Raw genomic sequence first — 21,042 nt, 5'->3', positions numbered from 1 at the left:
AGGGCCTAAATCGAGAGTGCCATGAATACAACAATGCTCGTCAATAACCCCGCTGTGATAGTAGCCGGGATTTTCCTCTCCTTCATTTTACTGGAACTTGCCTGTTCCTCGCTTCGTCAGCCGTCAGGTAGTAGACGTGACGTCCTCATTGAAGTCATCGGCTCCGGTATATTAGTGATGGTCACATTCCCTTTAGTCATGTGGCTAAGTGGCACGATATTGAATCAGACCATCCCGGAAATGAAGGGCGCACTGTCCTCTATTCCATGGATCGCAGGATTTGCGTTATTTCTACTGCTGGATGACATGACCCAATATTGGTGGCATCGCCTGACTCATCGGATTCCCGCTCTTTATGCATTGCATCGCGCACATCATTCCGCGCCTTATATGAGCATTCGCATCGTCTATCGCAACAATAGTTTCTACTATCTCTTGATGCCGGGTATCTGGCTATCTGGCGTGTTGATTTATCTGGGGCTCGCACACGTTTATTATGTTTATCTGATTATAAAAATGACTGTGATCTTCGCCGCACACAGCAGTGTTGCATGGGACGACAAACTTTATCGCATTCGCGCTTTACGGCCGATCATCTGGGTTCTTGAGCGAACCATCTCCACTCCATCCACTCATTCTGCGCATCACGGTTTGACTGCAGAGGATGGCGTGACTCACTACAAAGGTAATTTCGGTAACTTGTTATTTTTATGGGATGTGTTGTTCGGAACAGCCAAATTACCCGTAGGCGTCCGCCAGCATACGGTATCGAACACTTGTCACCGATAACCTGGAAAGAAGAATTGTTCTGGCCAATCGTTCGCTCCCATCGCACCGCACCCAAAGTAGGTAACGCTAAACAGAAGGCCGCACAATGAGTCGCCATATCGTTCTGCTGTCTGGATCGAATAGATCCAACAGTCAATCAATCAAAGTTGCCCATTATCTGCGCGAGCGGTTAGAAGCGCTTGAGCTTTGTGACTCAAGCGAACTAATAGATCTGGCGTCGAGTCCGCTACCGCTGTGGCCAGAAGAAGACACGCAGAAAGCCTGGAGTGTCCAGCAATCTTCCCTCAAAAAAGCAACAGCATTGATCGTGATCAGCCCGGAATGGAATGGCATGGCTTGCCCGGCCCTGAAGAACTTCTTTTTGTACGCAGGGCTCAGCGAACTAGGACATAAGCCCGCGCTTCTGGTTGGCGTTTCGGCTGGACTTGGTGGAGCCTATCCAATTACAGAGTTACGTTCTTCGAGCTATAAAAATAGCCGGATCCTGTATTTGCCTGAGCAACTGATTGTAAGAAACGTTGAATCAATGTTTAACACTGAATTTCCTTCAGATGAAAGTGATGTTCGCATCCGCGCACGTGCCGATTGGACTTTGCAGATTCTTTGCCAATACGATGACGCCTTGCGTACGATGCGAACTGCAATCAAACATCCACCTGAGTTCTCCACGGGGATGTGAGATTCTCGCACTTCAACAATTTCTCGTCGTTGAAATAGTACTGTCCGCTTCTGGCCGGAAGCCGCCGTTGTCGACCGTCAGCGTTCAGCCAAAAGCGGCAAGCGTCTGCTGATCGCCCGTTGTTACGTAGAGTTTTTAGCTGGCGCTACTCCTCGGATAAAAATCGTTTAGTGATCATTGCCACTGCCTCCGCCGGAGACGTCAAGGCTGTATCTATATTAAACGGAGCGTTATCCCACGGCTCGTACTCATGATCCAATACTGACTGCCAGGTGGGTGGCGACAGACCAGGAATATCAATCTTCCTGGTTTCTACCCGTCGCTGGTGTTCATATTTATCAGAGCAGACCACCTGGATATTCACTAATGGCGTACCGGCGCGAGTAGCGATCTCGCTCCACGCGTTTCGGCTTTCGATTACTGGGTTAACACAGTCGACTATGACAAGACTGCCAAAACGAAGATTGCTCAGAGCAAGCTCATTAGCGACCCTATAACCACTGCGCCCCACGTCTTGTGCCAGAGCACCGGAGTTTCGGATAGCCTGCTCAATCGTATCGATCCGCAGATACACCGCCCTTGCTTTGGTGGCAAGGTCACTTGCTATAGTCGTTTTTCCAGTACCTGGAAGGCCGCTGAAGACAATAAGCATTCTATGTCCTTCGATGATTGAGTTGACCCAGTCTAGGCCAATACCTACCGAAACCAATGTCCGCTTCTGGCCGATCTCTGCCCGTCGCGAGAGGAAGAGAAAACGGTCCAAAGCTGACGGTCAACTATTTAATTGGCGACCAACTGACAGTTCCAGCAAAAGAGAAAATTGGTAAATGGCGATATTTATATCGTCCATGGTTTCACCATCCCATTCTTCGATGGTTCTCAGTTCAGCTTTCAATGTAGCGATTCGCTCGGTGATTTCTGCTATCTCTGCAGGACCACATTTAGAGGCAATCGCCTTCCATTTTTCTTGGGGAATCTTCTGTTGAATGCATAGCCCTTCACGTGCCTGCATGATCAGTGCCGACAATCTGCTCATAAAAATCCTTACCTGAAGATGTCTTTAACGACGGCCATCAACTTCACGAGTATCCGCAAGTATCAGCTTATACCTGCGCTGACATCCGGTGATGCTCCAGCAAGAAGTCCACGAACAATCGCACCCGCGCCGGCATTGCCGGGCCACCGACGAACACCGCATGAATCGGTTCCTGGTCCCCGGGGTTGCAGGTTTCCAGCAGCGCAATCAGGTCGCCGCGCTGCAGATCCTCGCTCACGCTGAACTCTCCGATACGGGCAATGCCGGCGCCCATTCGCGCGAACTGTGCCAACGCTTCACCACTGCTGCATTCGATGTTGCCGCTGACCTTCAGGGAAAACTCTTTGCCATCACGGATGAATGGCCAGTTGGGTTCGGCACGCTTGAAATTGAAGCGCAGGCAGTTGTGCTGGAGCAGGTCTTCCGGTTCCTGCGGGACGCCGTGGCGTTGCAGATACTCGGGCGATGCCACCACGACCTGGCCGGTAGTGCCGATCCTGCGTGCGGTCAGGGGGCTGTCGGGCAGGTGGCCAAAGCGCACCGCGACGTCGGCTTGCCCGCCGAGGATGTCGACCACTTCGTCGCCGAGGGTGAGGTCGACGACGATGTTCGGGTAAAGAGCGCTGAAGGCTGCGACCAAGGGAACGATGGCCAGGCGTCCATGACCAAGGGCGGCACTGACCCGCAATCGCCCCTTGGGCACGCCTTGATCGGCGATGGCGTCTTCGACCTCGTCCATGTCGGCGAGGATACGTCGGGCGCCGCGCAGGAACGCTTCGCCCTCGGCGGTGAAGGTGATCGCTCGGGTAGTGCGCAACAGCAGGCGGGTGCCAAGACGTTGCTCGGTGCGCGCGATGATCCGGCTGACGGCCGAGGGTGTCAGGCCCAGTGCACGCGCGGCGGCCGACAGGCTGCCTTCCTGCGCCACGGTGGTGAACACACTCATTTCACCTGATCTGCCGTTGAAATCCACCACTTGTGCCTCCTACGCAAAGGTGATTGCCAAAAATGCTATCTACCGCCCGAAAAGACAGGATCGTAGCATTGGCGGCATAGATGAGGAGCTTTCCATGCGTATCAATCCACCACTTGTTGCACTCGCCATCGGTGCCTTCGGCATCGGTGTCACAGAATTCGCCCCCATGGGCATGTTGCCGGGTATCGCCGCGGATCTGGGCGTTTCCATTCCCGCTGCCGGTTTGCTGGTCAGTGCTTATGCGCTGGGCGTATTGCTCGGCGCACCGCTGATGACCCTGACCACCGGCAAGATTCCACGGCGCTATCTGCTGATCGGGCTCATGGCGATTTTCACCTTGGGTAATCTGATGTCAGCCCTGGCCACGGATTACTACAGCCTGATGGTCGCCAGGGTAGTGACCTCACTGAACCACGGTGCCTTCTTTGGCGTTGGCTCCGTCGTCGCCGCCACCCTGGTTGCCCCGGAAAAACGCGCCGGGGCAGTGGCGGCGATGTTCATGGGTCTGACCCTGGCGACCATTGGCGGTGTGCCGCTGGCCGCCTGGTTTGGCGAACTGTTCGGTTGGCGCAAGGCTTTCTGGGGCATTACCGGCCTGGGTGTGCTGACCATGGCTGCGTTGTGGTTCGCTTTGCCCAACGTGCGGGCGCCGCAAAGCGTCGGTGTCATGGCGGAAATTCGGGTATTGGGGCGCGGCCCGGTGCTGGCCGCGCTGGCCCTGACCGTCGTCGGCTCGAGTGCCATGTTCACCGTCTTCACCTACATCGCGCCGATCCTCAGCAGCGAGACCCATGCGTCCACCGCCTTCATCACCGCCATGCTGATGCTTTACGGTGTCGGGTTGACGCTGGGCAACATGTGGGGCGGCAAGGCCGCTGACCGCTCGATCGATCGCACCTTGATCGTCTCGCTGAGCGTACTGATTGTCGTCTTGTTGGCGTTCACCGTACTGATGCGCTGGCCGCTGCCGGCCGCCGTGGCCATCCTGATCTGGGGTATCGCCAGTTTTGCCCTGGTACCACCGCTGCAGATGCGCGTCATGGAAGCAGCCAAGGACGCACCCAATCTGGCCTCGGCGGTGAACATCGGCGCCTTCAACTTCGGTAACGCGATTGGCGCGGCACTGGGCGGTGCGGTGATCAGCAGCGGGCTGGGTTATCCGGCGATCTCCCTGGCCGGCGCGGCAATGGCGGGCCTGGGGCTGCTGATGGTGTTGGGGTTTGCGTGGCGTTCCAGAACGGTTGAAGCCGCCGTGGTGTAACACGTTCAACAATGCTCGGCGAGTTGTCAGTCATTCATAGGGTGAGTAAGCTGCCCCCATGAATCAGCCATCCCTATCTGCCTCCTCGCCGAGCACTCGCGGCCCTGCCGAACACGACATTCGTGACCAGATTGTCGTCGCGGCCAACGAGCATTTCAGCCAATACGGCTACGGTAAAACCACGGTTTCCGACCTGGCCAAGGCCATCGGTTTTTCCAAGGCCTACATCTATAAATTCTTTGATTCCAAGCAGGCGATTGGCGAGGCCATTTGCTCCAACTGTCTGGGCCAAATTGCTGCAGCAGTCGAGCACGCGATTAACGCAGAAGCGCTTTCAGCGACCGAGCGTTTGCGCAGGTTGGTGAAAACCGTGATCGCCACGGGCGTGGACCTGTTCTTCAACGATCGTAAGCTCTACGACATCGCGGCGTTTTCCGCCTCGGAGCGCTGGAACAGTGCTCAGGTGTATGAAGCGAAGATCAAGGGCTTTATCCTCGACATCGTGCGTCAAGGTCGAGAGGCGGGGGAGTTCGAGCGCAAGACCCCGCTGGACGAGACCGTCGAGGCGATCAATCTGGCGCTGCGACCTTTCGTCAATCCGCTGCTGTTGCAACACAATCTGGATTTGATCGAGCAAGCGCCCACGCTGACCACCAATCTCATCCTGCGCAGCCTCATGCCTTGACCCATCGCTGCAGAGTTTTCAGGCGATTCGGGTCAAGGCGACATCCCCGTTATTAAGTTTCCTGTTCCCGGTACATGAGTGCCGGGAGGGCGTTGAATTTTGCTTGATGTGACCATTGACTGAATCGGTCACATGGATAATATGGTTTCGCTGTAATGCTCGATGTTCTATTCCAGTGATCTCCATAGAGTCCCGATAATGAAAAAAACAATGCTTAAGAGCCCCGTGGGCCTGGCCGTCGTGCTTGTGTCTTCCAATGTGTTAGCCGGTGGCTTTGCACTCAACGAACAAAGCATCAGCGGGATGGGCTCCGGTTTTGCCGGGCGCTCTTCATCAGCCGAAGACGCCAGTACGATCTATGGCAACCCGGCGGGCATGGCGCGGCTTAAACGGGAGCAGGTCAGCGTGGGCGCGGCGACCCTGTTCGCCAAGTCTGATATCAGCCGCACGCGCAGTACGTTCGGCGGCAATGAAGATGGCGACATGGTGCCGACGACCACCGTACCCATGGGGTATTACGTCAAACCGATTGATGACCACTGGGCATTCGGCGTCGGATTTTATGTGCCGTTCGGGCTGATCACCGACTATGGCAGTGGATTTGCCGGACGCTATTACGCCAACAAGAGCGAAGTCACCACGCTGACTTTCCAGCCGACCCTCAGCTACGCCTTTAACGAAAAGGTCTCGATCGGCTTCGGCCCGACCATTAACCGTATCAGCGGCGAGATATCGGGCATGGTCCCCAATCCACTCAGCCCGGGGCGCAATGACGGCAAGCTGAAAAGCACCGGCGATGACACCGCGCTGGGCTTCAACGCCGGTGTGCTGGTGCAGGCGACAGACCAGACCCGCCTGGGGCTGACCTATCACTCCAAAGTCAGTTACCACCTGGATGCGAAAACCAAGGTCACCGAAGGTATCTTCAGCGTACTGGGCGTCAGCGGTCGCAGCTATGACGCGTCGCTGGACGTGGACACGCCGGAGTCGGTGGACGTTTCGGTCACGCATCAATTCAATAACGACTGGACGCTTTATGTCGGCAGTACCTGGACGCGCTGGAGCCGCTTCAAGGAACTGACGATCGAGAACAGTGGCTTGCCGCCGTTGCTGAGTGGCCAATTGGGCACGATCAGCGAAGAGCAGAACTGGCATGACACTTGGGCTCACGCGATCGGTGCAGCCTATCAATTGAATAACCAATGGGTGCTGCGCGCCGGTTTCTCGGTTGATCAGTCACCGGCCAACAACACCAATCGAGGGCCGCGCATTCCGACGGGCGACCGCAAGGTGCTCAGCTTCGGTGCCGGCTGGACGCCCGTGGAAAATGTCACGATCGACCTGGCTTATTCCTACCTTTGGGAGGAGAGCGTCGAGGTCAACGACACCTCGGCATCGAGAGGTGCCTACAGTGCCCGATACAAGAACAGTGCGAGCGGGCTGGGGACTTCGGTGAGCTACCGTTTTTAGTCGGGCCTGTCAGTCGATCCGTAGTCCGATGTTGCTGATGGCCAGGATGCAGTTATTTCTCATGTGGTGACCATTGACGATATTGGTCACAAGGCTGAGAATATGATGATCATCCTATTCCTCAGTAAGGGAATCTATGCGCCGGCTCCGACCTTTCCCCATTGCCGCATGCTTGTTGCCTCTTGCCCTGAGCGCCTGTGGCGACTCTTCCTCCGTTGCAGACCCTCGTACACAGGCGCCACTGGTCAGACCCGCTGCGGTTCAAGCGTCACCCGATGTCGCTCGCTCTTTCACCGGAGTGGTCGCGGCGCGCGTTCAGGGCGACCTGGGATTTCGTGTATCGGGCAAGGTGCTCGAGCGCCTGGTTGATACAGGGCAAGCCGTGAAGCAAGGACAGCCGCTGATGCGTCTCGACCCAAGTGATCTCGGACTGCAAGCGCGGGCGCAGCAGGCGGCGGTCATCGCTGCTCGCGCCAGCGCCAAACAGACAGCCGACGATGAGGCTCGCTATCGCAAACTGGTCGGCGTTGGCGCCATTTCGGCATCAGCCTACGACCAGTACAGAGCCGCCGCGGAGACGGCAAAGGCGCAGCTCAACGCCGCGCAAGCGCAAGCGGACGTAGCCCGTAATGCATCGGGTTATGCGCTGCTGATCGCTGATGCGGACGGCGTGGTGGTGGAAACACTCGCTGAACCTGGACAAGTCGTCAGCCCGGGCCAACCGGTGGTGCGGCTGGCGCGTGCAGGTCAGCGCGAAGCCATCGTGCATCTGCCGGAAACGTTGCGCCCGGCTGCCGGCTCCACCGCGCAAGCCAGCCTCTACGGGGTCAATTCAGCAGCTGTGACGGCAAAACTGCGGCTGCTTTCGGACTCGGCAGACCGTACAACGCGCACGTTCGAGGCGCGCTATGTGCTCGAAGGTGCGTTGGCCAATGCGCCGATCGGTGCGACCGTAACCCTCAGCATTGCCGAAGCCGCCGCCCAGACTCAGGCGTTACAAGTGCCCATCGGCGCCGTTTACGACCCGGGCAAAGGCCCCGGTGTGTGGGTGATCGCCGGGATACCGGCAACAGTGACCTGGCGAGCGGTTCAGGTGCTCGGGTTGAGCGATGATTCGGCCCGCATCGCTGGCGACCTCGCTGCTGGTGAGCAGGTTGTAGCGTTGGGCGCCCATCTGCTGCGCGATGGCGAAGAGGTGCGATTACCGCAACAGAGCGAAGCCAGCGTTGCCGGGAGTCGCCCATGAGCCAGGGGCGATTCAACCTGTCCGCCATCGCCGTTCGCGAGCGGGCGATCACGGTGTTCCTGATTTTCCTGATTGCCGTTGCCGGGACGTTGTCGTTCTTTCAACTGGGGCGTGCGGAGGATCCACCGTTTACGGTCAAGCAGTTGACCGTCATTACCGCGTGGCCCGGTGCGACGGCGCAAGAAATGCAGGATCAGGTCGCCGAACCCCTTGAAAAGCGCCTGCAAGAACTCAAGTGGTACGACCGCTCGGAAACCTACACACGCCCCGGACTCGCATTCACGATGGTGTCGTTGCTCGACAGCACGCCGCCCTCGCAAGTGCAGGAAGAGTTCTATCAGGCACGCAAGAAACTCGACGATGAAGCCATCAGACTGCCGGCCGGTGTGATCGGGCCGATGGTCAACGATGAGTTTTCCGACGTGACCTTCGCGCTGTTCGCCTTGAAAGCCAAAGGCGAGCCGCAGCGCTTGCTGGTGCGTGATGCGGAAACCATGCGCCAGCGTCTGCTGCATGTGCCGGGGGTGAAGAAGGTCAACATCATCGGTGAGCAAGCCGAGCGCATCTACGTTTCGTTTTCCCATGAGCGGTTGGCCACCCTCGGCTTGTCGCCGCAGGAGATCTTCGCCGCCCTGAACAGTCAGAACGTGCTGACGCCCGCCGGCTCCATCGAAACCCATGGGCCACAGGTGTTTCTGCGTCTCGACGGTGCTTTCGACAAGGTGCAGAAAATTCGCGACACACCGGTCTCGGTGCAGGGCCGCACGCTCAAGCTCTCTGATGTGGCGACAGTTGAACGCGGTTACGAAGATCCGGCGACCTTTGTTGTGCGCAATAACGGCGAAGACGCGCTGCTGCTGGGCGTTGTGATGCGCGAGGGCTGGAACGGTCTCGATCTGGGCAAGGCGCTGGATGCGGAGACCGCGCGGATCAATGCGGAAATGCCATTGGGCATGACCCTCGCCAAAGTCACCGACCAGGCGGTCAATATCGACTCGGCGGTCGGCGAGTTCATGGTCAAGTTTTTTGTCGCGCTGCTGGTGGTTATGCTCGTTTGTTTTCTGAGTATGGGCTGGCGGGTCGGTGTGGTGGTCGCCGCGGCTGTGCCGTTGACCCTGGCGATCGTGTTCGTGGTGATGGCCGCCACCGGCAAGAACTTTGATCGCATCACCCTCGGCTCATTGATCCTCGCGCTCGGGCTGTTGGTCGATGATGCGATCATCGCCATTGAAATGATGGTGGTGAAAATGGAGGAGGGCTACGACCGCATCAAAGCGTCCGCGTATGCCTGGAGCCATACGGCGGCGCCAATGCTGTCCGGTACGCTGGTGACCGCAATCGGCTTTTTGCCGAACGGTTTTGCCCAGTCCACCGCCGGCGAGTACACCAGCAACATGTTCTGGATTGTCGGCATCGCGTTGATCGCGTCCTGGGTCGTTGCGGTGGCGTTCACCCCGTATCTGGGCGTGAAGTTGTTGCCGGACATCAAGAAGGTCGAAGGTGGCCACGCAGCGATCTACAACACGCCGAATTACAACCGCTTCCGCCGTCTGCTGACTGCCGTGATTGCTCGCAAGTGGCTGGTGGCAGGCACGGTGGTCACGCTGTTTTTCGTCGCCGTGCCAGGCATGGGGCTGGTGAAGAAGCAGTTCTTTCCGACCTCCGATCGCCCCGAGGTGATGATCGAGGTGCAGATGCCCTATGGGACTTCGATCGAGCAGACCAGCGCCGCGTCCGCCAAGGTCGAAGCCTGGTTGCAAAAGCAGGATGAGGCGAAAATCGTCACGGCCTATATCGGCCAGGGTGCGCCACGTTTCTTCTTGGCGATGGCGCCAGAATTACCCGATCCTTCTTTTGCCAAAATCGTGGTGCTGACGGACAGTCAGGAAGCACGCGAAACCCTCAAGTTCCGACTTCGTGAAGCGGTTGCTGAAGGACTGGCCCCGGAGGCCCGCGTTAGAGCAACGCAAATTGTCTTTGGTCCTTATTCGCCGTTTCCGGTTGCCTACCGGGTGATGGGCCCTGATCCGGCGAAGTTGCGCGACATCGCCGAGCAGGTCCGCGGCGTGATGCAAGACAGCCCGATGATGAGAACGGTAAACACTGATTGGGGACCGCAGACCCCGACATTGCATTTCAGTCTCGATCAGGACCGTCTGCAGGCAGTGGGGCTGACCTCCAATGCGGTTGCCCAGCAACTGCAGTTTCTGCTGAGCGGAGTGCCGATCACCGCGGTGCGCGAGGATATTCGTTCTGTGCAGGTCGTCGGGCGTGCGGCGGGCAATATCAGGCTCGACCCGGCGCAAATCAAAGGTTTCACCCTGGTCGGCGCAGCGGGGCAACGCATCCCGTTGTCGCAGATCGGCGAGGTCGACGTGCGCATGGAAGATCCGATTCTGCGCCGCCGTGACCGCACCCCGACCATCACCGTGCGTGGCGACATTGCCGAAGGCTTGCAGCCTCCGGATGTTTCGGGTGTGATCCTCAAGCAATTGCAGCCGATCATTGAAAAACTGCCTTCGGGTTACCGAATCGAGCAGGCGGGTGCCATCGAGGAGTCCGGCAAAGCGGGCAAGGCGATCTTGCCCTTGCTGCCGATCATGATCGCCATGACGTTGCTGATCATCATGGTGCAGGTGCGTTCGATCGCGGCGATGATCATGGTCTTCCTCACCTCGCCATTAGGCTTGATTGGTGTGGTGCCGACGCTGCTGATCTTCAATCAGCCATTTGGCATCAATGCGCTGGTCGGGTTGATTGCGCTGTCGGGGATCCTGATGCGCAATACGTTGATTCTGATCGGGCAGATCCATCACAACACCCTGGAAGGGCTGGACCCGTTCCACGCCGTGGTCGAGGCCACGGTGCAACGTGCGCGGCCGGTACTGCTGACGGCAATGGCGGCCATCCTGGCCTTTATTCCCCTGACACACTCGGTGTTCTGGGGCACGCTGGCTTACACCCTGATTGGCGGCACGTTCGTCGGCACCATCATGACGCTGGTGTTCCTGCCGGCGATGTATTCCATCTGGTTCAAGATCCGCCCTGAGCACAAGGTTCAGACTGAAACAGTCAGACTGGCCTGAAATCGAGGCCCGCTCTGGCGGGCCTCTTTGTCTCCCACGTCAAAGCGTGGTGATCTGTCCGTTGCGGTCCAGCTCATACACCTTGTTGCCCTGCAATTTCTCCTTCAACCACCGTTCCGCTTTACCCAGCGGCCGCTGCCGCGCCCAGAGCAAATCCACACCAATCTGCCAGTCGGTATGCGGATACGCCGAGAGCTGTAGCTCCACCAGTTCCCCCTTGGCCAATTCACGCTGAACGAGCTGGCGGGGCAGGGTGGCCCAGCCGAGTCCGGCGCGGACCATTTCCAGTAACGCCAGATAGCTTTCCGCCTGCCACAACTGGGTCGAGCGCAGGTATTCGCTGCTCGGCAGTTTGCTTGCGTGGGCGCTGAAGGCCAGGCGGCGATGGACGTGCAGGTCGTCGAAGGTGACTTTATCGAGTTGCGCCAATGGGTGCTCGGGGTGGCAGACGTGCAGCATGATCAGTTTGCCCAGTTGCTGGAACGCCAGCTCCTTGGGATAACCGGGCTGTGAGAACGCCACACCGAGTACCGCTTCGCCGCTGCTGACCAGTTCGCTAACGTCGCCATACACCGGATGGCGGATGATCAGGTCGACAAAGGGGAACGCGGCTTCGAAGGCTTTGAGCACCGGCATGATCGGGCCGTACGGCGTTTCAATGGCGAGCGTCAGGCTGGTTTCGACGTTGTCCGAAAGGCAATCGGCGTGGGCTTCGAAGGTCATGCAGCGTTCGAGCACGGCTTCGGCCTGCACCAGCAACTTGTGGCCGCTGGCAGTGAGGGCAGGGCTGCGGTTAGTGCGGTCGAACAGGTCGACGCCGAGGTCGGTTTCGAGGTTGGCAATCGCCGCGCTGATGGTCGATTGAGTCTTGCCCAGTTTTCGCCCGGCGGCGGAAAACGATCCGCTTTTGACCACTTGGACGAACATCAACAGTTGATCGAGTGAGAAGCGCAAGCGGTGGACTCCTGGGTCGAGGATAGAGGTTTAAAGCAGATAACCAATCCAAATCAATGCCAGATTCGTGCCATCGAAAAAAGCGATGGTTGCTAATTTGGTTCATCGCAATAAACGTTCAACCATGGCCCCGCGTCAAACGATCTCCGGGGCGGATCTGACTTTCAAGCGCCCCTGAGCATGCCCGCGATCTCAAAAGATGCCGCACCTTCAGGAGCGTGTGAAATGACTACACAACGCATTCATCCGGTGGACGAGATTTTGCCACTGCGACAGTTGTTCACGTTTGGCTTGCAGCATGTGCTGGTGATGTACGCGGGAGCGGTGGCGGTGCCGCTGATTCTTGGCAGTGCGATGGGGCTGACGTCGGCGCAGATCGTCTTGCTGATCAACGCCAACCTGTTGACCTCTGGCGTGGCGACGCTGATTCAAACCCTCGGTTTCTGGAAGTTCGGCGCGCGCCTGCCGCTGATTCAGGGCTGCTCGTTCATTGCTCTGGCGCCGATGATCATGATCGGTAAAGAGTTCGGCCTCAGTCAGATCTTCGGGGCGGTGATCGCGGCGGGCTTTATCACCATTGCCCTGGCGCCGGTGTTCAGCCGCTTGCTGCGGTTTTTTCCGCCGGTGGTGATCGGCAGTCTGATCACCATTATCGGCATCTCGCTGATGCCTGCGGCGGCGATCTGGCTGGGCGGCGGCAATCCCGACTCGGCGGATTTCGGCAATCCGGCGAACTTGTTGCTGGGTCTGGCCACGGTCAGCGTGACACTGGTGATCTATGCCAAATGCAAGGGCTTCCTCGGCAACCTCAGCGTGCTCATCGGCTTGTTTGTCGGCAGTCTGATCGCAGCGGCTTGCGGCATGACTCACTTCAATCGGGTCAGCGAAGCGGCGTGGTTTGAGCTGAGTGCGCCGATGGCCTTCGGCGCGCCGGAATTCGCGCCGGTGCCGATTCTGATCATGACCCTGGCGATGCTGGTGATCATGGCCGAGACCACCGGCAACTGCTTGGCGATCGGCAAACTGACCGGCAAACCGACCACGCAACAGACTCTCGGCAACGCGTTCCGCGCCGACGGCTTGTCGACCATGCTCGGCGGTTTGTTCAACAGCTTTCCCTACAACGCCTTCACTCAGAACACCGGTTTGATCGCGCTTTCCAACGTGAAAAGCCGCTTCGTCGTGGCCGCCGCCGGGGCAATCATGGTGCTGATGGGCCTGTTCCCCAAACTCGGCGCGTTGATCGCCGCCGTGCCGACGCCAGTGCTCGGTGGCTGCGCGATCGTGATGTTCGGCATGACCACGGTGGCGGGCATTCAAGAACTGTCACGGGTGCAATTCGAGGGGACGCGCAACGGCATCATCGTTGCGGTTTCGGTGAGTGTCGGGGTGCTGCCGATGTCCTTTCCGGCGCTGTTCGAACACGTCGGTCCGACGTTGAAACTGGTGCTCGACAGCGGGATTTTCCTCGGAGCGATCACCGCCATCGCCCTCAACATCCTGCTCAACAACGAAAAAAAATCGACCGAAACCCTCGGCGCTGAACTGGCCGACTGACCTTTTGTTTTCCACTGCCCAGGAGTTACCCATGAATCAATTCACTCAGCTCATCCCGGCTGGCGTCAGCGATCTGGATCTGGCGTTGTTGCGCCAGACCATCGCCTTGTCCGAGGCATCGAAACAACGCGGTCGCCATCCGTTCGCGGCATTGGTGGCCGACCGCAACGGCAAGGTGATTGTCGAAGCGGGGAATAACTCGATGCCGCCGGAAGGCGATCCGACGCAGCACGCCGAGTTGGTGGCGGCCGCCGCAGCGGCAAAATTGCTGTCGCCGCAAGAGCTGGAACTGTGCACGCTGTACACCAGCGCCGAACCTTGCTGCATGTGCGCCGGCGCGGTGTATTGGACCGGAATCGGGCGAGTGGTTTATGCCTTGTCGGAGCATGCGTTACTGGGATTGACCGGTGACCATCCGGAGAACCCGACGTTCTCGCTGCCATGCCGCGAGGTGTTCGCCAAGGGGCAGCGCAAGGTCAGTGTGTTGGGGCCGATGCTGGAGGGGGAGGCGGCTGAGCCGCACAAGGGTTTTTGGTCGTAACCAGCTTTGCAACGAAGCTCGAATGGGGTGAGGTTGCGCTATCCAGAGACTTAAGAGCACTTGCTCGCCGAGAGGGAGAAGGTGCGAAGTTTTGGAACTGCCAGCCCTCGGCCGATGCCGAATGAGTAACCAGAACGAGGGCAAAGCAATGACTGAAGAAACAGCACAATTTCCAGAGGAAGAAGTACCGGATCAATCGACGCCGGCGCATTCCACAGAGGAAGAGCAAAAGCGCCTTAAAGATTTTAACAAGGAAGGCATCCCGCCCGGCAGTTGCTGATCGGTAGGCTCGGGACACATACCTTCGGCGCGTCGCTTTGCGACGCGCCATGAGGCGTTGGCCCGTGCCTGTGCGGCCATCGGCGGGGATTTCAAGCGTGTGTGTCAACGCTGAGTGTCATTTGGATCAATGTTGCCTGCAGCGCGTGGAGGTTGCCAGCGCATACAGAAATCTGATTTTAAATCTCGATTGTTCTTTGAGACTTCTCTTCTTCTGGCATATTCATTCTTTCGATTTTAGCCAGCTCTGCTCTGCGAGTGGCAAGTTGTTGCTGCATCTCGGCAATTTGTTTTTTTATGAGCTCGACTGCACTAATAGGCTGTTTGACCGTATTAACACCTTCTTCTCTGGAATCAATTCTAATCTTGTCGTCGCTAGTGGTTTTCTTCGTAAGTGATAGATGATTTTGCGAATCTGATTTTATGTGTTGGTTGTTCTCTGGTTTTTTCTTATAGATGGTTACGCTCATTGCACTGATTTTTGGCATGGCTAATTCTCTTGGCTTTCTCGGCTATAGGGCGTTGGGGCTATTGATCTCACACGGTTGCGCGTGAGTGCTCACTACGCCTTTTATGGTAATGAGTCTTCTGCGTGTGGATATAGGAATTGTCTTGTTTTTATGCGCCATGGCTAGACGCGCAGAAACGACAAGGCTCTGAATAAATCAGAGCCTTGATGTTGAAGATTGAAGAATTGAACGTGTTATTTCGATGTGTCTACGCTGGTAGAGCAAGAAAGCCGGTAATGCTCATAGTTCAAATCCTTTAGCCTTTCTGGAAGCTTGTAGGGGGCGGGGCAACTCTTGCCCTGCCACTTGATTGTGATGATGCCTTGATCTTTGGTAACAAGCGCTAACGCCTTGCCGGTGGGGTCGGAAAGTGCCAGTTGTTTACCATCGGCGTCCATCAATACCGCTCCGAATGGGAGGGGTTTGCCCTCGGCATCGTAGAGTTCGAACTGGATCCGTCGACCTTTGCTGCCCTCGAAGCGCGCGAGCACGACTGAACCTCGTCTCGGTACGAGTTGTTGAGTGGCGTTGTCCAACTCGATTTCACCGCCGAGATTGCGTGTATCCAACGTCACCCAGTTCACGCGATAGGGCTGTGCATTTGGAACGACGGCGTAGCCGTTGAGGCCGGTTTTCACGCCGGAGTAGCTGCTGACTTCTACCCCTGACATGCCAGGCACCGCCACCAGTGCGAATGTTTCGCCGACGGTCTGGCCCATGTTGATGCCCCCCGCGTGGGCCACGATCGACCCGGCCGCGCTCAGGTTCTGTGATTCATAACCGCTGCCTCGGCTGTAGCCCAATCCCAGATCGCCCATCGCTGTCCGGGTACTCAGGCTCAGTGAGCCGGAGCGATCACCTTGCACACTGCGCCCGGTCTGTACGGAATAGTAGGTGTCACTGTCTTCAGTCAGATAACCATTGATCCCGGCTTGTGTACTGGTGCCGGTGTTCTGATGATTGCTGGAAATATAGGCGCGAGGTGCGCGAGGTGTCGATCCGAGCGGGAATGAGATCGAAACGCTCAGTTGGGTGTCGTGAGTGGTGTCGCCGCGCGAGCCGAATTCCTCGGTTTTACTCAAACTGATGTTGTAGTTCAGGTCGCGCCAATTATTGTTGTAACCGGCAGAAAAGCTGCGCGAGCCACCGCGATCCCAATAGCGCTGATCACTGGCGTTCAAGTACAGCGAGCCGTACTGGCGCGCTTCACCCAGGGTCTGGTTGATCGTGAGGTCGGTACGGGTTTTGGCGTTACCTGCGCGCCGCGTAGCGCCGGTGCTGGTGTCCTGAACGTGGTCGGTCAGCGTGCGGTAACCCTCGGTCGAATAACGATAGGCGGCGAGGGTGAAGCTGGTATCGGTGCCGGTGAAGGTCTTCGCATAGAGCGCGCGTACGCTGCTGCCCTGGGTCGTTTTGCCGAATGCCTTGCTGGACGATTGCGTGACGTCCAGTGACATCGCGCCAATCGAAGTGTTCTTCGCCGCACCGACGGAAAGCGCCTTGAAACCGTTGCTGGCCTGAATGCCGGCAATGCCTGTCAGGTTGCTGGTCAGACCGTAGGCGAAAGTGCCGCCCAGGAAGGCCGGCTTGTCGTAGCCCTCGCTGTTGTTGTTGAATTTGCCGCTCGACAGGCTGTACTTCAACTGTCCCTCACGCACCATCGTCGGCAGGGCGGAGAACGCCTGTCGGGTGACCTTGCGCCGACCATCCGCTTCGACAATGGTGATCTCCAGATCGCCATTGGAACCCGATGGATAGATATCACTGATCTCGAACGGCCCCGGCGGCACGTTGGTGGTGTAAAGAATGTAGTTATCCTGGCGGACCTCGATCTTCGCATTGGTTTCAGCCACGCCACGAATGATCGGCGCATAGCCGCGCTCGCTGTCTGCACGCATGCCCTCATCAGAGGCCACCTTGACGCCTTGATAGCGCACGCTGTCGAACAGGTCTGAGTCGGAAAAGATTTCACCCGCGCTCAGTTGCCCCTTGATCGCCGTGAGGTCGCGCTGGATGAACGTGCGATTGCTGACAAACCGATTGGGCCGGCCGGTGGCACTGCTGAGGTTGGACTCGTTGCGCAAACGCCAGGCACCGAAGTTGATGCCGTTGCGCAGCCCCAGATTATTGGAGATTTGCGTCGAGTAATCGGTTTTGCTACGGGTGCTGCTCAACTGATAGTTGATGAACCCGGCGGCCACGCCATCGTCCCAAAGTTCTGGGTCAACATAGCCGCGCATGCCACGTGCCATAGCAACCTGCGGCACGCTGATATTGAGGCGCAGGCGGTTGGCGTCAAAACTGATACTGGCTTGCTCGATCATCGACGCAAGATCGTAGTGATCGGCAGGCCGTTGCTCATCAACCAGACCTTGCTCACGCAGTTTGCGCATGTCCACACCCAGCTGCTGTAACAATTCCAGGGTGATACGTGGCTCGACTTTGCCGTTGAGCGGGTTGGCCGCGAAATCAACGTCGCGACGACCGACCAGCGTGCCGTTGCTGAACACGTCAACGCGATATCGGCCCGGCAGAACGCTGTTGGCATTCAACAAGGGTTGCAGATCGACCGCCGATGAACCTTCCAGAAACAAGGTGTTGAACGCTTCACCCGCTACCGCGGCGGGGGCTTCGGCACCCATGGCGAATCCACAAATGGCCATATTGATGGCAAAGCACAATGGATGCAGGCAGCCCAACGCCGTTTTGTTTTTATGGCGCGCAACGTGATGCTTTACACAACTTGAAGATGTGTGGTGTTGGGAGGAAAACATGCAATTTGCCTTATCAGTCCGTGTTGCTTCAACCGGAGTCCGGAACTCGTAAATAGCTTGTAAATTGGCGGGGTGGGGCGGGGAAGTTATTGGGCGGATGCATCTTTCAAGCGCTCGGCATGACTTTCGGTAGCGCTGAGTGGTGCATCGAATCGTTGTTGTGCGCCGTAATCGTTAATGGCTGAAAACGTCAGACGCGGAGATCCAGGTGGCAACTCTTTCAAGTTGAATGAACGAACTTCGCCCGGAACGATCATTGTCGAATCAATCACCAACTCTGCTTTTTTTCCTGCAGCGACTTTCAGGTCGGCCAGCGAGACGTGGTAATTGCTTTGATTTTTAACTTTCAGTACCGACTTGCCAGCTTGCGTGACCAGTTGCCATACAAGTTGCTCCGGCGCTTGCGCGGCGTCACCGGTGAGTCCGTTCGGGCGGAAAAAAACCTTGATGCGCTGACGCACCGCCAGTTGCAGGGTGTTGACATCGGCAGCGCTGGCCTGAGGGATTTCCTGCACGTTCAGCCACACCACTGACTCTTTGTCCGCAGGCATGCCGCGGCCTTCATACAGAATCCTCAACAGTTGCTGTTGATTGGGTTCGAGTCGGGCCAGCGGTGGAGTCACCGCAAATGGCGGCGCGCTGCCAGCCGTGTCGCCGGCATCCAGCCACGATTGCGCGAGGATGGTTTGCCCGCCGTTGCGCACGGTGACGTTTGCCTCTTTGTGCGCGCCATCGAAGATGATCCGGGTGGAACTCAAGGAGATGCTGGCGAATGCCGAGTGCGTCATCAACAACCCGGCAAGCCCCAGGCAGAGCGGAAAATAGCGACTTAACATAGTTTTCACCGATTGATCTGGTCGGGAAGGACGAGGCACTGCGGCCCCGTCCAGGTATTACGCGCTGCTTATTCGTATTCGAGAACGAACGGCAGAGTGGCGTTACCGGTACCTGCAGTAGCGGTGGTCTTGTCGCCGGTGGTGACGTAAGCGGCTGCGAAGGACAGGGTGCCGTCGCCGCCAGTGGTGCCGTCGCCAGTCAGGCTGGTCTGTACTTTGGCAGTGGCTTCGGAGCTCAGGTCGATCAACTGGCCGTTGCTGTCCAGCAACGCGATACCTACGCCTTTGGCCGCATCAGTACCTTGCAGCTTGAGAACTTTCTTGCCATCAACCAGGCCCGAACCGCCGTTGACGGTTGGTTTGAACAGCATCGACACCTTGGTGCCGGCGTTGCAGTTCACTTTCAGGTTGAAATCGTTGGCAGCCACGCGACCAGCACCCGGGGCAGAATCGGTGCCCATGTCTTTGATCGATACGCTGCCCATGTCCACGGCGATCATCTTGTCGTTACCCGAAGCGCCATCTACCGAGCAGGCATCGTTGTTGATGACGCCGGTGAAGCTGATTTGACCGCTGCCGCCCTTGACGGCTTTAGCGGCTTCTTCTGCAGCCAGTGCGCCAGTGGAGGCAGCCAGTACGGAAAGAGTGAGTACTGCGAAAGCGAACTTTTTCATGTTTATATCCGAAGTTATTGTGAAGTGCTGCATTTGAAATGCCTGGCCATCTTAGGTCGGTGATGGCGGTGGGTCTTTGAGATTTGTCTTAAAGCGTGGCAAGTGCGAGTTATTCAGCAATATCGGAAGTGCGTGTTTATATTTTCAGTCAATTGTATGGCGAACTAAATGAGACAATTCTCAAAGTCGCACGGGCTCTGTCTGGTTAGTATTCGCGGACGCAGAAATTCTCAGTCAATGCAAAGTTTGTGAACGGTCTTTCTGCTTGAAAGATAATTCAGACGTTTTTGCTATTAATGGCTGATAGAAAGAGGTTCCCGGTTTGTGAACACGCTTCGTATATTGGTATTGGAAGATCACGCCTTCCAGCGCACGGCTGCGGTCAGCGCGCTTAATAGTCTGGGTTACAAAAATATCTTTCAGGCGGCTGACGGCAAGGATGCGCTGGCTGTGATCTCCCAGGCAGGAGGTGTGGACGTTGCGTTGTGTGACTTGAGCATGGCCGGGATGGATGGTTTGACCTTTCTGCGCCTGGCGAGAGAGGCCGGATTGATTCGCGCAGTGATCATCTGCAGTTCACTGCCTGAGGACTTGTTACGCACAGTTGATCGAATTGTCACGTTGCAGGGCCTGGAATTGCTTGGCAGTGTCGGCAAGCCCTTGATGGTAGATGTGCTGGCGCCATTGCTGGCTCGCTATCGGCCGCACAGCCAGGTCGATGCCAAACTGGCGGAAAGTCATCTCGATCAGCCTACGGAGAACGAAGTACTGGAAGCGATACGCCGGCAGGAATTTCGCGCGTACTTCCAGCCCAAGTTTCATCTGCGCAGTGGTGAGGTGGATGGCGCCGAGGTGCTGGTGCGCTGGCAAAGCCCCAGTCGTGGGTTGCTTTCACCGGGTATGTTCCTGCCAACGATCGAGCGTTGCGGGCTGCTCGACGAAATGTTTTTCAGCCTGCTCACGCAAGGACTGAGTCTGCAGCGTTTTGTGCAGTCCCACGGCAAGCCGTTCAAGCTCGCCTTCAATCTCGACGTCACGCAGATGGCCAACCCGAACCTTGTCGATCGAATCAAGGCACTGTTGCGCATTCACGGCGCCTCGCCAGCCGGGCTCATATTCGAGCTGACGGAAACCGGTCTGCTGCAGATGCCCGAGATCAGCATGGAAAACATGGTGCGTCTGCGCATGCTTGGCTTCAGCCTGGCGATCGATGATTTCGGTGTCGGCTATTCTTCGCTGGAGCGACTGTGTCAGATGCCGTTCAACGAAATCAAACTCGACGCCGGCTTCGTGCAGAATTTCCAGCAGGCTCGCTACAGTGCAGTCATCCACGGTGCCTTGGCCCTGGCGCGCGAGCTGGACATGCGTGTGGTCGCAGAAGGCATTGAAACCGCAGACCAGGTTCATCACCTGGCTCGACTCGGTTGCCAGTGGGGGCAGGGCTTCTTCTATGCTCGACCCATGAATTGGGCGCATCTGGTCGATTGGCGTTTCGAGGGTCAAAAGTCGTCCTGGCGCCGCGCAATAGGTACGTCCGACCTTTGATCCGCGCGCGCGGTCTGACTTTTGGGACAAAGCCCTATTTCGTCACGTCTTCAAAACAATCATCATGTGCCGAGAAATCAATCAGATGCACCTGAAAGCTTCGGTGATGCCCGGGATCGGCTGCGGTTGCCAAGTGCTGATGATC

General features: G+C 57.4%; 18 protein-coding genes and 1 pseudogene. 11 read left to right on the top strand and 8 right to left on the bottom strand.

Going from position 1 to position 21,042, the window contains the following annotated elements; translation table 11 throughout:
• The first annotated feature begins 21 nt into the window (after nt 1–21).
• Nucleotides 22–878, top strand: a pseudogene (locus HUW52_RS17080) (sterol desaturase family protein).
• Nucleotides 875–1,468: an NADPH-dependent FMN reductase gene (locus tag HUW52_RS17075; protein ID WP_175554343.1), complete on the top strand. Its 594-nt coding sequence runs from the start codon at nt 875–877 to the stop codon at nt 1,466–1,468. Before HUW52_RS17080 ends, HUW52_RS17075 begins: the two are co-directional and overlap by 4 nt.
• Before the next feature lie 145 nt (nt 1,469–1,613).
• Here the strand turns inward: HUW52_RS17075 and HUW52_RS17070 are convergent, their stop codons facing one another.
• The 3 genes from HUW52_RS17070 to HUW52_RS17060 all read right to left on the bottom strand — a co-directional run bounded on the left by HUW52_RS17070 (nt 1,614) and on the right by HUW52_RS17060 (nt 3,477).
• Complete coding sequence (locus tag HUW52_RS17070; protein ID WP_175554342.1) at nt 1,614–2,120, bottom strand: AAA family ATPase; 507 nt, start codon at nt 2,118–2,120, stop codon at nt 1,614–1,616.
• Nucleotides 2,121–2,240: 120 nt separating this feature from the next.
• Nucleotides 2,241–2,504, bottom strand: a complete 264-nt coding sequence (locus HUW52_RS17065) for a hypothetical protein (protein ID WP_016986843.1) — start codon at nt 2,502–2,504, stop codon at nt 2,241–2,243.
• Nucleotides 2,505–2,571: 67 nt separating this feature from the next.
• The gene (locus HUW52_RS17060; protein ID WP_026000729.1) at nt 2,572–3,477 is read right to left on the bottom strand and encodes a LysR family transcriptional regulator; all 906 of its coding nucleotides are present in this window, start codon (nt 3,475–3,477) and stop codon (nt 2,572–2,574) included.
• Nucleotides 3,478–3,574: 97 nt separating this feature from the next.
• Between HUW52_RS17060 and HUW52_RS17055 the strand changes: the two genes are divergently transcribed.
• The 5 genes from HUW52_RS17055 (at nt 3,575) to HUW52_RS17035 (ending at nt 11,228) form a co-directional block, all read left to right on the top strand.
• Nucleotides 3,575–4,741: an MFS transporter gene (locus tag HUW52_RS17055; protein WP_175554341.1), complete on the top strand. Its 1,167-nt coding sequence runs from the start codon at nt 3,575–3,577 to the stop codon at nt 4,739–4,741.
• A 58-nt stretch (nt 4,742–4,799) separates the two neighbouring features.
• Nucleotides 4,800–5,426, top strand: coding sequence for a TetR/AcrR family transcriptional regulator (locus HUW52_RS17050; RefSeq protein ID WP_175554340.1), 627 nt, complete (start codon nt 4,800–4,802; stop codon nt 5,424–5,426).
• 198 nt (nt 5,427–5,624) lie between these two features.
• Complete coding sequence (locus HUW52_RS17045) at nt 5,625–6,896, top strand: OmpP1/FadL family transporter (RefSeq protein ID WP_175554339.1); 1,272 nt, start codon at nt 5,625–5,627, stop codon at nt 6,894–6,896.
• A gap of 136 nt (nt 6,897–7,032) precedes the next feature.
• Entirely contained in the window at nt 7,033–8,142 is a 1,110-nt protein-coding gene (locus HUW52_RS17040) for an efflux RND transporter periplasmic adaptor subunit (RefSeq protein ID WP_175554338.1), read from the top strand.
• Nucleotides 8,139–11,228, top strand: coding sequence for an efflux RND transporter permease subunit (locus HUW52_RS17035; RefSeq protein ID WP_175554337.1), 3,090 nt, complete (start codon nt 8,139–8,141; stop codon nt 11,226–11,228). The genes HUW52_RS17040 and HUW52_RS17035 overlap by 4 nt, the downstream gene beginning before the upstream one ends.
• A 39-nt stretch (nt 11,229–11,267) precedes the next feature.
• Here HUW52_RS17035 and HUW52_RS17030 read toward each other — a convergent pair whose 3' ends face one another.
• On the bottom strand, nt 11,268–12,182 hold the full coding sequence (locus tag HUW52_RS17030; RefSeq protein WP_175554336.1) for a LysR family transcriptional regulator: 915 nt from the start codon (nt 12,180–12,182) through the stop codon (nt 11,268–11,270).
• Nucleotides 12,183–12,407: 225 nt separating this feature from the next.
• Here HUW52_RS17030 and HUW52_RS17025 point away from each other — a divergent pair, with 225 nt between their 5' ends.
• From HUW52_RS17025 to HUW52_RS30410, 3 genes are all read left to right on the top strand, one after another.
• Complete coding sequence (locus HUW52_RS17025; protein ID WP_175554335.1) at nt 12,408–13,739, top strand: nucleobase:cation symporter-2 family protein; 1,332 nt, start codon at nt 12,408–12,410, stop codon at nt 13,737–13,739.
• Between the two features lie 31 nt (nt 13,740–13,770).
• Nucleotides 13,771–14,280, top strand: a complete 510-nt coding sequence (locus tag HUW52_RS17020; protein WP_095125993.1) for a nucleoside deaminase — start codon at nt 13,771–13,773, stop codon at nt 14,278–14,280.
• Nucleotides 14,281–14,428: 148 nt separating this feature from the next.
• Nucleotides 14,429–14,560 (top strand): hypothetical protein, encoded by a 132-nt coding sequence (locus HUW52_RS30410; RefSeq protein ID WP_086936038.1) that lies wholly within the window; start codon nt 14,429–14,431, stop codon nt 14,558–14,560.
• Between the two features lie 178 nt (nt 14,561–14,738).
• On the opposite strand, the gene HUW52_RS17015 is transcribed toward HUW52_RS30410, so the two are convergent.
• From HUW52_RS17015 to HUW52_RS17000, 4 genes are all read right to left on the bottom strand, one after another.
• On the bottom strand, nt 14,739–15,047 hold the full coding sequence (locus tag HUW52_RS17015) for a hypothetical protein (RefSeq protein WP_175554334.1): 309 nt from the start codon (nt 15,045–15,047) through the stop codon (nt 14,739–14,741).
• A 215-nt stretch (nt 15,048–15,262) separates the two neighbouring features.
• Entirely contained in the window at nt 15,263–17,731 is a 2,469-nt protein-coding gene (locus HUW52_RS17010) for a fimbria/pilus outer membrane usher protein (protein ID WP_371929261.1), read from the bottom strand.
• A gap of 197 nt (nt 17,732–17,928) precedes the next feature.
• Nucleotides 17,929–18,678: a molecular chaperone gene (locus tag HUW52_RS17005; RefSeq protein ID WP_175555691.1), complete on the bottom strand. Its 750-nt coding sequence runs from the start codon at nt 18,676–18,678 to the stop codon at nt 17,929–17,931.
• Nucleotides 18,679–18,746: 68 nt separating this feature from the next.
• Nucleotides 18,747–19,352 (bottom strand): fimbrial protein, encoded by a 606-nt coding sequence (locus HUW52_RS17000; protein WP_077572906.1) that lies wholly within the window; start codon nt 19,350–19,352, stop codon nt 18,747–18,749.
• A 324-nt stretch (nt 19,353–19,676) separates the two neighbouring features.
• Here HUW52_RS17000 and HUW52_RS16995 point away from each other — a divergent pair, with 324 nt between their 5' ends.
• On the top strand, nt 19,677–20,897 hold the full coding sequence (locus tag HUW52_RS16995) for an EAL domain-containing protein (RefSeq protein WP_077572905.1): 1,221 nt from the start codon (nt 19,677–19,679) through the stop codon (nt 20,895–20,897).
• Nucleotides 20,898–21,042 lie beyond the last annotated feature (145 nt).

The organism is Pseudomonas sp. 43A (genome assembly GCF_013363935.1).
In the GTDB taxonomy this organism is placed as follows: domain Bacteria; phylum Pseudomonadota; class Gammaproteobacteria; order Pseudomonadales; family Pseudomonadaceae; genus Aquipseudomonas; species Aquipseudomonas crudilactis.
Note: the sequence above shows the minus strand (reverse complement) of the source record. Positions and strands in the feature narration are given on the sequence as shown.